The sequence below is a fragment of the Streptomyces niger genome (assembly GCF_000718305.1).
Taxonomy (GTDB): Bacteria; Actinomycetota; Actinomycetes; order Streptomycetales; family Streptomycetaceae; genus Streptomyces; species Streptomyces niger.
This window is the reverse complement of sequence record NZ_JOFQ01000011.1, coordinates 253550-266651: the sequence shown is the minus strand read 5'-3', so window position 1 is coordinate 266651 and position 13102 is coordinate 253550. Positions and strand designations below refer to the sequence as shown.

Here is a 13102-nt window from a genome sequence, read left to right as displayed (position 1 = left end):
GGTCAGTCCACCAGGCCCGCCGCGGTCAGCAGGTACGCCGTCAGCGGGTCGTAGTGACGCGGGCTGCGGACGTGGTCGTCCAGCGGGACCGTGACCTGGAGGGTGCCCTCCGACTCGGCGAGGAAGAGCGCCGGGTCGTTGGAGTCCGCGTAGCCGACCGCGTCGATGCCGCGCTGCCCCGCGCAGCCCGCCCAGCCGTGGTCCGCGACCACCAGGTCCGGCAGCGGCTGCCCCGCCCGCTCCAGCCCGTCCAGGATCGCCGCCATCGGGCCCGGCGAGTGCGTGTGCCACAGCGTCGCGCCCCGCTCCAACATCGCCACCTGGCCGAACTGGAAGACCACGCCGTCATCGGCGGTCAGCCCGTCCGGCACGACCACGATGTCGCAGCCCCGGGCCCGCAGCGCGGCGGCCGTGGCGATGTGCACGTCCAGCAGCCCGCCCGGGTGGCCGGTCGCGAACAGCACCCGCTGCTGCCCGGCCGCCGCCTTGCGCAGCACCGCCGCCATCCGCTCCAGCGCGGCCACCGTCAGCTCGGGGTCGATGGTGTCCTGGCCGTGCCGGTGGTCGGGGTCGTCGCTGACGCCGCAGCGCTCGGCCATCACGGCGAGCACGTCCTGCTCGTCTCTCCACCGGTCGCCCAGTTCCAGGCCGAACCAGTAGTGGCGGTCGCCGTTGGCGAGCTTGCGGTAGTGGTCGAGGTTGTTCTCCCGGGGCGTGGCGACGTCGCCGGCGATCCGGGTGCGGACGAGGTGGTCGATCAGCTCGGCGCGGCTGGGAGCAGGGGCGGAGGTTATCGGCATGAAGCCCATTGTGCCGGGACGGATCAGCCGGAGGCGGGCGAGTTCCACTGCCCGGACGCCCCGGGCACTCCTTCGTGCCTACGATCGCGGTGTTCCGGCGGCGCGGTGGGCGAGGGCGGGCGAGGGGGAGCCAGGGGTGGACAGGCAGGCGGCCAGGCCGCTGTGGCAGGTGCGGATCCGGTCGGCGGCGGACGGGCCGGTGCTCGGCGGGGGCGTGCTGTGCGCCAACGGAACGGTGCTGACCTGCGCCCATGTCGTCGGCCCGGCCACGGGCGCGGACGGCGGTCCGGCCGGCGTGCTGATCGACCTCCCCTTCGTGGAAGGCGGCCGGGGCATCCCGGCGCGCATCGTGCTGAGCCGCACGGAGGCCCCCGTGGGCAGCCGCGACGACCTCGCCGTCCTGCGGCCCGCCCGGGTGCCCGCCGGGGCCTGCCCCGCGCCGCTGGACGACGCCGACATGCCGGCCGGGCACGGTTTCGACGTGTACGGGTTCCCCGTCGGTCACCCGGACGGGGTGTGGGCCACCGGGCGGCTGACGGGCCGCACGGCGGGCGGGCTGCTCCAGTTCACCGTCCCGGGGGCGCAGGGCCACCCGGCCGCGCGCGGCTTCAGCGGCTCGCCCCTCTGGGACGCGGACCTGAAGGCCGTGGTCGGCATGGTGACCGCGGTGGACCGCGACGCCCAGCTGCGGACCGGGTACGCCGTGCCCGTGGACGGCCTGCGCGCCCACTGGCCGGACCTCGCCGAGCCGTACCCGGTACGGCTGTGGGTGCACGACCCGTACGGCGCGCCCGCCCGGCTGGTGCCGCTGCGCGCCGGCGGCCCGGACCGGCGCGAGTTCTGGGTGGGGCGCAGCAACGGCTCGGGTGCCGAGGCGGACATCCTGCTGGCGTCGCGGCGGCCGCACGTGGTGAGCCGCTGGCACTGCCGGCTGGTGCACGAGTGGGGGCAGTGGTGCGTGCAGGTGCGGCCCGACGGACCGCAGGCCTTCGTGTGGCACGTGGGCGACGAGCTGCCGCAGCCGGTGCCGCGAGGCGGGCGGACCCGGCTGCGCAACGGTGACCGGGTCCTCATCCCGGCGGCGCTGCGTTCGGAGGAGGCCGCCGGGGCCTCGCCCGACGACCCCGGGGTGGCGGCGCTGCCCCACTGGCAGCTGGAGTTCGTCGACGACGGCCAGACCAGTTCGCTCGCCTGACCCGCCACGCATCGGCCTCTTGCCGCCAACTCCTTTACGGCGCCCGCTTTTTCGCTATACACCACTCGATGGAGTGACGGGTGGGAACTTCGGTACGGGCGAGGCTCGTCACGCCATAGTGAGGAGGTACGCGAAAAGTCGTAAGGGGCCTCAACGCCGCCTGAGCACAAGGGAGTAGGCGTGAACAAACTACGGGGGACGTTCTTCTTGTGCGGCGCTGCGGGCGTCGCGCTGGCGGTGCTCCTGGTGTCCTCGGGAGCGACGGGAGCGGTGGCACCGCTCCAGGAGATGGTCGATCGCGGCGGGGTGTCGCGGGTCCTGGCGAGCGCGGTGCTCGCGGTCACCTTCTGGGTGCTGGCGATGCTGTGGGTCCGGCTGGTGCACAACGGCCGGGAGGCCGCGGCGCTGAGCAGGTACGGCCGCGCGACCGGGTACGGCCGGCCGACCGGGACGAGTGACATGCAGCGCTTGCTGCAACAGGCCGCCGAAGATGCCCAACGGCAGGATCCCGAGCGCGCCGAGGCGCTGGTCGCGGGCCGCTCCGCGGTGCACGCCGCGCGCTCCGAGACGCCGTACGCCCTGATCCGCGCGCTGGTCTGGGCGCTGCCCGCGCTCGGCTTCATCGGCACGGCGGCGGAGATGGCGCGGTCCATCGGAGGACTCGGCGGCGCGGTCGCCAGGACCTCCTCGTACGCCGAGCTGAGCCACACGCTGGTGCGGGACGTCATCCCGCCGCTGGCCGGCGCGTTCAGCATCACGCTCTTCGCGCTCGGCTCCAGCGTGGTCTGCCACCTGTTGGTCTCGATGGTGCACACCCACGAGGAGCGGCTGCTGCTCAAGGCGGACGAGCGGGCGCTGACGCAGCTCAGGAGCGGCGCGCGGGCCGCCCCCCGGCCCGACTGGTCCGCCGAGAGCCGAGCGGCGGAGGAGATGGGCACGGCCATGCGGACCGCCGTGGCCGCGATGAAGGATCTGAACACCGAGCTGGGCCGGCTGCGCACCGAGGCGGCCAGGACCCGGCTGGGCGGCGAGGAGCGCCCGGACCGCTCCGAGGAGATCGTCCGCCAGCTGTCCTCCATCGGGACGCAGTTGTCCGCCATCGGTGCGGGGCTGGACCGCGACATGGTCCTCACCCCGGTCCGGATCCCGCGCGGCGGGACACCGGACGGCAGGACGATCCTGCCGGGTGACGACGGCGACTTCGGCAACGGGCCCGCCGGTCCCGCCGGTCCCGCCGGTCCCGGCGGCCCGGTCGGCCCGCGCGGCCCCCAGGACTTCCGGGGCGGCCCCGGCGGCTTCGGCGGCGGCCGTGTGAACGGCGGACTGTGATGCGCGGCCTCGGGGGAGCGCGGAGCTTCGGGGGACGGCGCGGCGAGGGGGACGCGGCCCCGGTGGAGCTGCGCTTCATCGACCTGCTGCTCATCATCATCGCCACCCTGATGTTCATGGCCGTGCTGCTGGCCCTGGTCAGCGCCAACGCCCCGGCCGACCGCCCGGACGAGACCCGCCCACCGCAGATCAAGGTCGCCACCGCCGCCGCGCCGGACGCGGTGGCCGGCAAGCAGTACGCCCTCACGCTCGCCGCGGTCGGCGGCCGCCCGCCGTACCACTGGGACCGGGCCGCCGGCCGGCTCCCCGAGGGGCTGAAGCTGACCGGGGACGGCGTGGTCACCGGCCGCGCCCGGCACGCCTCCGGGGCGTCCGGCGAGGGCGGCGCGGTGACCACGACGGTGCGGGTGCGGGACGCCGCGGGGCAGCAGGCGGAGCGCACGCTGCGGCTGGCGGTCGTACGGGCCGCCGAGGCGGGCTCCCAGCGGCCGAGCCTGCGGGTGGTCGCCAAGACCCTGGCGCTGCCCGAGGCGCGGAAGGGCGCGCGGTACGCCACGCACCGCTTCCAGGCCACGGCCGGTGACGGCCCGTACAGCTGGCGGGCCGTGGGTGATCTGCCGCCCGGCATGCGGCTGTCCAAGGACGGGGCGCTGAGCGGCACGCCCGAGAAGGGCGGCAGCTTCCTCTTCACCGTCCGGGTCACCGACAGCGCCGGGGCCGCGACCGAGCAGCAGGCCCGCCTGGCGGTCGGCGAGCCGCGCGAGAAGCAGGCGGACAGCGGCTTCTGGGGCGAGCTGTGGGCCTCGCCCTGGTGGGTGCTCGCGCTGGCGGGGATCGGCCTGCTCGTCGTCCTGGGCTTCCTCAAGGTCATCTTCTTCGGCGCGCGGGGCGGGGTCAGCCCCGGCGTCCCCGGACTCTTCGGAGGACGCCGGTGAGGCGGGGCAGGGCGCGGGGAGGCGCACGGTAGATGGGACTGGTGGCAGGCGCCCGGCTGAGCACCGGGCACGAGGTGCGCGAGGTGCGCAGGGGCGGGTTCTCCGAGGTCGGCGTGGTCGAGGGCCGGCTCGGCGAGCGGCTCGCGGTGAAGCGCATCCGCGGCGAGATCAGGGAGCGGCTGGGCGCGGAGGCCGACCAGTTGTTCCTGCACGAATGCCAGGTCGCGGTGGCCCGCCTGGGCAGCGCCCCGTACACCGCCCGCCCGGTGCTGGCCCTGCCCGCGCTGGAGACGGCCGGCGACGGCACGGCGGGCGACGCGGCGGACGCCCGGGTCGCGCTGGGCCCCGCCCTCTTCATGGAGTACGTCGACGGACCCTCCCTGGAGGACCTGCTCGCCACCGGGCGGCTCGCGCCCGGCCAGGCGGCGAAGGTCTGCGGCGGGGTCGCCGCGGCGCTCGCGCACGCGCACGACGCCAAGGTCTGCCACCGCGACCTCAAGCCGACCAACGTCCTGCTCACCCGGTTCAACGAAGTGCGGCTGATCGACTGGGGGATGAGCGGCGCCGGCCGGTTCTCCGACCTCACCACCCGCATCGAGTACCTCTCCCCGGAGCGGGCCGCGCAGCTGGATCTCGTCGCGCCGCCGGACGACGTGTACGCGCTCGGCATGCTCTTCCATCTGTGCCTGACCGGCCGGCTGGTGAACCACTGGCCGGGCGGCTCGCCCGACACGCTCCGCGCCGAGCTCGCGGCCTCCGGCGCCGACGTGCCCGAGGAGCTGGCGCACATCGTCGTCTCGATGCTCGCGCCGCGCGCCGAGGACCGGCCCACCGCCCGGTCCATCGCCGACATGCTGCTGCATGACGACATGGTGGGCGCCCTCGCCGACCGCGACCTGGACCGGCCGTACTGCCCGGACTGCGGCTACGTCTGCGGCACGGATCCGGCGACGGACCGCTGCCCGGTGTGCGGCGGCGGGCTGCTGCGCCGGGTGCCGTTCCCGCCGGCCGAGGGCATGGTGCGCATCGCGCCCGGCACCTTCGTGCACGGCCTCAGCGACTCCCAGGCGCGGCACGCGCTGATCGCCGCCCGGATGACCCCCGACGACGAGCAGGTCCGGCGGCTGACCGGCGGCAACGGCCCGCGCCGGGTGTTCTGCCGGGCCTTCGACATCGACCGCACGCCGGTCACCAACGCCGCGTACGCCGCCTTCGTGCGGGCGGTCAACTACCCCGAACCACCGGGCTTCGCCGCTCTGCTTGCCGAGGCCCCCGACCACCCCGTGACCTCGGTCAGCTGGCGCGACGCGCTCTGCTACGCCCTGTGGTGCGGCAAGCGGCTGCCCACCCCGCTGGAGTGGGAGAAGGCGGCCCGCGGCCCGGACGACGACCGGATGTACCCGTGGGGGAGCGCGTTCGAGCGGGAGCGCTGCCAGGGCAGGCCGAGCGGCCCCGCGGGGCACGGCCTCGGCGTGGTGCCGACGCTGCCGGTCGGTGCGCTGCCCGGAGGCCAGTCGCCCTGGGGCGTGCTGGACATGAGCGGCAACGTCAACGAGTGGGTCGCCGAGGGGACGGTACCGGGGTACCGGGGCGTGCGCGGCGGGGCGACCGGCGAGGTGCTGGAGGTCTACGGCCTGGTGTCGTACCAGTCCCAGGCCCGCACCGACCACGCCGACCCGGCGATCGGCTTCCGCTGCGCCGCGGACGTCACGTACGGCACCGAGCCGTACGTGCCCGACGAGTCCCGCTGACCTTCAACGGCCCCTGCACGGAGGGAAACAGAGGCAAACAGAGGCAAACAGAGGGAAACAGAGGGAAACAGAGGGAAGGTGACGGCATGACGGACCCGGGCGTACTGGTGCGGTTCCCGCTGGACGGCGGGGGAGAGGTGATCGTCGAGACGGCCGAGGACGGGCCGGGCGTGGTGGGCGCCGGCCGGGCCGACGGCCCCCTCGCGGACTCCACCACGACCTTCGACCGCGCGCTGGACGGGGTGCGCGGCGCGGCGGACGCGGCCCTGCGCGCCTTCGGGGCGCTGGCGCAGCGGCCGGACGAGGTGCAGATCCAGTTCGGGGTGAAGCTCACCGCGCAGGCGGGCGCGGTGATCACGAAGACGGGGGTGGAGGGGCACCTCCAGGTGACGGTCACCTGGTCCGGCCGCCGGGAGCCGGCACCGGAGGCGCCGTGAGCACGGGCGGCATGGACGCAATGTCGAACGGCGCCCCGCCGTCTCGCGGATATGTCCATGGGGCGGGCGCCGTCCCGGCCCTACGCTCTCCGCCATGACCACCGCATCTGCCGCTTCCTCAGAGCCCGTCGGCCCCGTCGACTCCTCCCGCGTCCCGCGCTACGCCGGCCCGGCGACCTTCGCCCGGCTGCCGCGCGTCGACGAGGTCGGTGGACGCGCCGATGTGGCCGTCGTCGGCGTCCCGTTCGACACCGGTGTCTCCTACCGGCCCGGCGCCCGCTTCGGCGGCAACGCCATCCGCGAGGCCTCCCGCCTGCTGCGCCCGTACAACCCGGCCCAGGACGCCTCCCCCTTCGCGCTGGCCCAGGTCGCCGACGCGGGTGACATCGCCGCCAACCCGTTCAACATCAACGAGGCGGTCGAGACGGTCGAGGCCGCGGCCGACGACCTGCTCGGCACCGGCGCCCGCCTGATGACCCTCGGCGGCGACCACACCATCGCGCTGCCCCTGCTCCGCTCGGTCGCCAAGAAGCACGGACCGGTGGCGCTGCTGCACTTCGACGCGCACCTGGACACCTGGGACACCTACTTCGGCGCGGAGTACACCCACGGCACGCCGTTCCGCCGCGCGGTCGAGGAGGGCATCCTCGACACCTCGGCCCTCTCGCACGTCGGCACCCGCGGCCCGCTGTACGGCAAGAAGGACCTCACCGACGACGAGAAGATGGGCTTCGGCATCGTCACCTCGGCGGACGTCATGCGCCGCGGCGTGGACGAGGTCGCCGACCAGCTCCGCCAGCGCATCGGTGACCGCCCGCTCTACATCTCCATCGACATCGACGTGCTGGACCCGGCGCACGCGCCCGGCACCGGCACCCCCGAGGCCGGCGGCCTCACCTCGCGCGAGCTGCTGGAGATCCTGCGCGGCCTGGCCTCCTGCAACCTGGTCTCCGCCGACCTGGTCGAGGTGGCCCCGGCGTACGACCATGCCGAGATGACCTCGGTCGCGGCCTCGCACACCGCGTACGAGCTGACCACGATCATGTCCCGGCAGATCGCGGCCGCGCGCGGCTGACCTCTTCCGCGGAAACGCGTCAGGGCCCCGGAACGGAGACGTTCCGGGGCCCTGACGCGTGCGTGCCGCGTGCGGCTCGCTCAGACGCCGGTGGGCAGCGCGGCGGTCAGGCCGTCGGCCTTGGCCAGCGCGCCCTGGGTGACGCCCTCGACGGCCTGGACGGCGGAGCCGCCGACGGTCACGTCGACGTGGGCCTCGAGACCGGCGGCCAGGGCGGCGGTGCCGCCGGCGATGCCGTCCAGGTCGCTGTCGGCGATCTCGCGGGTCTCGACCTGAGCGGAGAAGTCGTTGCGCATGACGTCGTTCCCTTCACTTCACTGGGGACTGGAAAAGCGGAGTGTCCGGAATGCTGCCGCGGTCACGGCGGTAAAGCAAATTCTTGCGGAGGCCGCTCGCGGTACGCCGGAAATGACCCTTCAAACGCGCTGTGAAGTGCGGCTTTGGCCGTCGATGCCGCCGATTTCGGAAGAGTCGACGGTAATGCGTAAGGGGGCGCGGCTGTCCGGCGAAAAGGATATGTCCGTAACCGGGGCAGGAAATTGCCCGGGGCGGGAATTCAGGAAAGCGCGCCGAGCGCGAACCACAGCTCCATCCGGACCTGCGGATCGTCGAGATCGGTGTCCAGCAGCGCGGCGGTGCGGGCGATGCGCTGGCGGACCGTGTTGCGATGGAGGGAGAGCGCCGTCGCCGTCCGGTCCCAGCTGCCGTGCAGGGACAGCCAGGTGTGCAGCGTCTCGCGGAGCGCCGGGGCCCCGTCGAGCGGTGCCAGTACGGCCGCGGCATGGGCCCGGGCCTCGGCGGGCGGGACCAGCGCGGCGAGGCCGCCGGTGCCGCCGATGCCGGGGGAGCGGTGGCGCACGAGCGGGCGCCGGCCCGCCGTCGCGCGGCGCAGCGCCGCGGCGGCGTGCGCGTCACCGGCGGGCAGTCCGGCGACGGTGACGGGCTCGCTGACCCCGAGTGTCCAGCCCGGCTGCGGCCCGATGCCGCGGTCGGCGGGGACGAGGGCGCGCACGGCGTCGGCGCCCGGCGCGATCAAGGGGGTGCCGAGCCCGGCGGCCAGGGTGGCGGCGGGCGCGTCGTGGCCCCGCCGGGCGCGGGCGTGCACGACGGTCCAGTGCGTGTGCTGGAGCAACGGCGCCACGTCGGCGGGGCGCTCGCCCAGCAGCAGCCGTACCAGCGCCGCCGCGTGGCCGCCGTCCGCCGCCGCCGCGTACGGGCCGGTGAGCAGCGTCAGCAGGACCGCCGCGACGCCCATGACGCTGCGCGCCGCCGGGTCGGGCGGCGGCGCGACGACGGTCAGCGCCAGCGCCCGGTCCGGGGCCGGGCCGCCGAGCGCGTACGCGGCGAGATGGCGGCCGGCCCCGTCGGCCGGTGACTCGCCCGCCGACGCCGGGCCGCCGGGCACCGTCACCCGGTGCGCGAGCCGGGCCACCGCCGTCAGCGCGGCGGCGGGCGGCCGGGTGCCGGCGGCGGCCAGTCCGCCCCGGCCGCCGGCGTCGGTCACCGCCGCCCAGCCGGCCACCCGGCGGGCGAGCGTGCGCAGCACCGCGGGCACCGGGTCGGGTCCGGCCGCCGCCGCTGCCAGGGCCCGCTGGCCCTCGCTGACGCGGGTCAGTTCGCGGTGCCGGGCCTCGGTCATGGCCTCCCACACGGCGCTCTCCACCGCCGTGAAGGGCGTGCCCCGCGGTACCTCCAGCAGCCGCAGCCCGTACCGGTCGCAGGCGGCGACCAGCGCCGCCGGTACCGCGTCGTGCACCGGCGCGATCCCGAACCCGAGCGCCACCGCGCCCGCCGCGACCGTGCGTGCCACGTAGCCGTCGAGGTAGGCGCCGTCCCCCGCTGCCGTGTCCGGAGGCGCCCCGGTCGCCGCGTCCGGAGAGGCCCCCGTCGCCCCGGCCGCCCCGTGCAGGTGCACCCCGGCCGTCAGCAGCAGCTCGCCGCCGAGCAGGTACGGCTCCGGGTCGGCCATCTCCGAGGTGTGCACCCAGTGGATGTCGGCGTCGGCGCGCGGCCCGGCGAGCTGCCGCAGCCCGAGGTCGGCGCGGGCGAGCAGCGCGGACAGCGGGACGCCCGGGGTGGGTGGCGGCGAGGGGGGCGATGCGTCGGCCATGTGCAAATCATCCCTTCCCGAGGGGCGAGGTGGAGGAAACGTACACTTCTTCGCCGCCGCGCCGTTCCCTAAGGTCAACCCACGCATTCCCGCCCCCGCCCGCTCCGCCCTGCCGAAGGGATGGCCCATGGCTGTCGACTACGCGGTGATCGTCCTGTATCTGGCCGGCATGCTCGCCATGGGCTGGTGGGGCATGCGCCGCGCCCGCTCCAAGAGCGAATTCCTGGTCGCCGGGCGGCGCCTGGGACCGTTCATGTACTCCGGGACCATGGCGGCGATCGTCCTCGGCGGCGCCTCCACCATCGGCGGCGTCGGCCTCGGCTACCGGTACGGGCTCTCCGGCGCGTGGATGGTCTTCACCATCGGCCTGGGGCTGCTCGCGCTGAGCGTCTTCTTCTCCGCGCGGATCGCCCGGCTGAAGGTCTACACCGTCTCCGAGATGCTCGACCTGCGCTACGGCGGTTCGGCGGGCGTCATCTCCGGCGTGGTGATGTGGGCGTACACCCTGATGCTCGCGGTCACCTCGACCATCGCCTACGCCACCATCTTCGACGTCCTCTTCGGCCTGGACCGCACGGTGTCGATCGTCCTCGGCGGCGTGATCGTCGTCGCGTACTCCACGCTCGGCGGCATGTGGTCGATCACCCTCACCGACATGGTGCAGTTCGTGGTCAAAACGATCGGCGTGCTGCTGCTCCTGCTGCCGATCGCGGTCATCAAGGCGGGCGGTTTCCACGCGCTGCGGGCGGAGCTCCCCGACGCCTACTTCGCCCCGCTCGGCATCGGCGCCCAGACCGTCTTCACCTACGTCCTCATCTACTCCTTCGGCATGCTGATCGGCCAGGACATCTGGCAGCGGGTCTTCACCGCGCGCAGCGACCGCGTCGCCCGCGCGGGCGGCACGGCGGCCGGCACGTACTGCCTGGTGTACGCGCTGGCCGGCGCGGTGATCGGCACGGCCGCCAAGGTGCTCTACCCGCATCTGGGCAGCCCGGACGACGCGTTCGCCACGATCGTGAAGGACGCGCTGCCGGTGGGGGTGCGCGGGCTGGTCCTCGCGGCGGCGCTCTCGGCGGTGATGTCCACGTCCTCGGGCGCGCTGATCGCCTGCGCGACGGTCGCCAACAACGACATCTGGTCGCGGCTCCGCGGTGCCCTGGCGGGCCGGGAGCGCGAGGACGCCGGTGCGGAGCGGGACGAGGTACGCGGCAACCGGGTCGTCATCCTCGTCATGGGTATCGCCGTCATCGGCATCGCGATCGCCATCGACGACGTCGTCCAGGCGCTGACCGTCGCCTACAACCTCCTCGTCGGCGGCCTTCTGGTCCCGATCCTCGGCGGCCTGCTGTGGAAGCGCGGCACGGGCGCGGGGGCGCTGGCCGCTGTCGCGGCGGGCGGTGCGACGGTGATCGGCCTGATGGCCTGGCGCGGCGTCCTCGCGAGCGAGCCGATCTACTACGGGCTGCTGGTGTCGCTGGTGGCGTACGTGACGGTGAGCCTGCTGAGCAGGCCGACGGACCCGGCGGTACTGCGGGCCTGGAAGGCCCGTGTCGCCGGAGCGGTGCCGGCTGACGCGCCGGCCGCGGGCGTTTCACCGCCCTCGGGCGCGTAGCCCCGCACGCCACCGATGGTCCTCAAGCGCCGGACGGGCTTGTTTCGAACAGATTCGAACAGAGAGGCATGACGTGAGCACCCCGACCCCCTCGGCCAACGCCGCGCAGCGCACCCGCACCGGGGGCGACCTGGTGGTCGAATCGCTGCAAGCCCTCGGCGCGCAGACCGTATTCGGGCTCCCCGGCCAGCACGCCCTGGGCCTCTTCGACGCGCTGGGCCGCAGCGCCCTGCGGTACGTCGGGCTGCGCGTGGAGAACAACGCGGGGTTCGCCGCCGACGCGTACGCCCGCACGGCGCGCACCGTCGCGCCGCTGATGGTCTCCACCGGCCCCGGCGCGCTGATGACGCTCGCCGCGCTGCAGGAGTCCGCCGCCGCCTCGGCCCCCGTGCTGGCGATCGGCAGCCAGGTGCCGGCGGCCGGGCTCGGCGGCGGCCGCCACGGGTACCTGCACGAACTCAGGGACCAGAGCGCCTCGTTCCGCGACGTGGTGAAGTCCGTGCACAGCGCCCGTACGCAGTCGCAGATCCCGTCGGCGATCGCCGAGGCCTGGGAGTCCGCGCTGAGCGTGCCGCACGGCCCGGTGTGGCTGGAGATCCCGCAGGACGTCCTGCTCGCGCCCGTGGATCCCGATGTCCCGCCGGTCCGTACCCTCACCGTCCGGCCGCACGTGCCCGAGCCGCGCCCCGAACTCATCGAGGCAGCGGCGGAGTTGCTGTCCGCGGCCGAGCGGCCGGCGATTCTCGCGGGCGGCGGTGTCGTACGGGCCGGGGCCGAGGCGGAGCTGCGCGCGCTGGCGGAGCGGCTCCAGGCGCCGGTCGCGACCACCTTCGGCGGCAAGGGCGCGTTCCCCTGGACCCACCCGCTCTCCCTCCAGTCGTGGCTGGAGGACCGCCACACCACGGAGTTCCTGGCGGATGCCGACGTGCTGCTCGTCCTCGGCTCGGGCCTGGGCGAGCTGTCGTCGAACTACCACACCTTCCGGCCCCGCGGCCGGGTCGTCCAGATCGAGGCCGATGCGGGCAAGCTGGCGGCCAACCACCCCGCGCTCGGCATCCACGCGGACGCCCGCCTCGCGCTCCGGGCGCTGCGGGAGACGGCCGGTACGCGCGAGGACGACACGGCGCCCGGGCGCGTACGGGCACTGCTGGACCGGGTGGGGGAGCGCATCGCGTCCCAGGGCCTCACCCTGGAGCAGGACGTGCTGGCCGCCGTCCGCGAGGCGCTCCCGCCCCGGGCGCCCTCCTTCTGGGACATGACGATCCTGGCGTACTGGGCCTGGTCGGCCTTCGACGCCCGCCACCCGAACACCATGCACTCGGCGCAGGGCGCGGGCGGTCTCGGCTACGCCTTCCCGGCGGCGCTGGGCGCGGCGGCGGCCGATCCGACGCGGCCGGTCCTCGCGGTCTCCGGCGACGGCGGCGCCATGTACTCGCTCGCGGAGCTGGCCACGGCGCACCAGTACGACGCGCCGGTGACCTGGCTGATCGTGGACGACGGGGGGTACGGCATCCTCCGCGAGTACATGACGGACACGTTCGGGCGGGCGACCGGCACCGAGCTGGCGCGGCCGGACTTCGCGGCGCTCGCCGAGTCCTTCGGGGTGCCGGCGGTGACGAGTTCTCCGGAGCGGTTGCGGGCGGATCTGGCCGCGGCGCTGGCGGCCCCCGGCCCCTCCGTGGTGGTGCTGCCGGCGCTGCTGCGGATGTTCGCGCCGACGCATCTGGGTGATTCCACGGATTCTCCGACTTCGGAAAGTGAACAAAGCGCGCCGACCGTTGACGCGAACTGTTCATAACTTTAGGTTCTCTGCGGGCAGCGCCCCGGCCTGCCCGCCCCGTGCCCGACGAACTGTCGA

11 protein-coding genes are annotated in these 13102 nt (G+C 74.8%); 8 read left to right on the top strand and 3 right to left on the bottom strand.

Annotated elements, in window-relative coordinates; translation table 11 throughout:
* Window positions 1–2 precede the first annotated feature (2 nt).
* Entirely contained in the window at window positions 3–800 is a 798-nt protein-coding gene (locus tag IF20_RS22095; protein ID WP_052867160.1) for a phosphatase, read from the bottom strand.
* A gap of 136 nt (window positions 801–936) precedes the next feature.
* Here IF20_RS22095 and IF20_RS22090 point away from each other — a divergent pair, with 136 nt between their 5' ends.
* The 6 genes from IF20_RS22090 to speB all read left to right on the top strand — a co-directional run bounded on the left by IF20_RS22090 (window position 937) and on the right by speB (window position 7522).
* Window positions 937–1995 carry a trypsin-like peptidase domain-containing protein gene (locus IF20_RS22090; RefSeq protein WP_052866993.1) on the top strand — a complete coding sequence of 353 codons (1059 nt, stop codon included), beginning with the start codon at window positions 937–939 and terminating at the stop codon, window positions 1993–1995.
* Window positions 1996–2175: 180 nt separating this feature from the next.
* Complete coding sequence (locus IF20_RS22085) at window positions 2176–3324, top strand: MotA/TolQ/ExbB proton channel family protein (RefSeq protein ID WP_199896703.1); 1149 nt, start codon at window positions 2176–2178, stop codon at window positions 3322–3324.
* The gene (locus IF20_RS22080) at window positions 3324–4259 is read left to right on the top strand and encodes an Ig domain-containing protein (protein ID WP_052866991.1); all 936 of its coding nucleotides are present in this window, start codon (window positions 3324–3326) and stop codon (window positions 4257–4259) included. Before IF20_RS22085 ends, IF20_RS22080 begins: the two co-directional genes overlap by 1 nt.
* A 32-nt stretch (window positions 4260–4291) precedes the next feature.
* On the top strand, window positions 4292–6010 hold the full coding sequence (locus IF20_RS22075) for an SUMF1/EgtB/PvdO family nonheme iron enzyme (protein ID WP_052866990.1): 1719 nt from the start codon (window positions 4292–4294) through the stop codon (window positions 6008–6010).
* 86 nt (window positions 6011–6096) lie between these two features.
* A complete protein-coding gene (locus tag IF20_RS22070; RefSeq protein ID WP_052866989.1) occupies window positions 6097–6447 on the top strand; it encodes a CU044_2847 family protein in 351 nt (116 codons plus the stop codon).
* Window positions 6448–6541: 94 nt separating this feature from the next.
* Window positions 6542–7522 (top strand): agmatinase, encoded by a 981-nt coding sequence (gene speB / locus IF20_RS22065; RefSeq protein WP_030614061.1) that lies wholly within the window; start codon window positions 6542–6544, stop codon window positions 7520–7522.
* Window positions 7523–7602: 80 nt separating this feature from the next.
* Here the strand turns inward: speB and IF20_RS22060 are convergent, their stop codons facing one another.
* Both IF20_RS22060 and IF20_RS22055 read right to left on the bottom strand, forming a co-directional pair.
* The gene (locus IF20_RS22060) at window positions 7603–7818 is read right to left on the bottom strand and encodes a hypothetical protein (protein ID WP_052866988.1); all 216 of its coding nucleotides are present in this window, start codon (window positions 7816–7818) and stop codon (window positions 7603–7605) included.
* Window positions 7819–8078: 260 nt separating this feature from the next.
* Entirely contained in the window at window positions 8079–9632 is a 1554-nt protein-coding gene (locus tag IF20_RS22055) for a PucR family transcriptional regulator (protein WP_052866987.1), read from the bottom strand.
* A gap of 127 nt (window positions 9633–9759) precedes the next feature.
* Between IF20_RS22055 and IF20_RS22050 the strand changes: the two genes are divergently transcribed.
* Together IF20_RS22050 and IF20_RS22045 are read left to right on the top strand one after the other, a co-directional pair.
* Window positions 9760–11244, top strand: a complete 1485-nt coding sequence (locus IF20_RS22050; RefSeq protein ID WP_052866986.1) for a sodium:solute symporter — start codon at window positions 9760–9762, stop codon at window positions 11242–11244.
* A 73-nt stretch (window positions 11245–11317) separates the two neighbouring features.
* Window positions 11318–13042: a thiamine pyrophosphate-binding protein gene (locus IF20_RS22045; RefSeq protein WP_234426765.1), complete on the top strand. Its 1725-nt coding sequence runs from the start codon at window positions 11318–11320 to the stop codon at window positions 13040–13042.
* Window positions 13043–13102 lie beyond the last annotated feature (60 nt).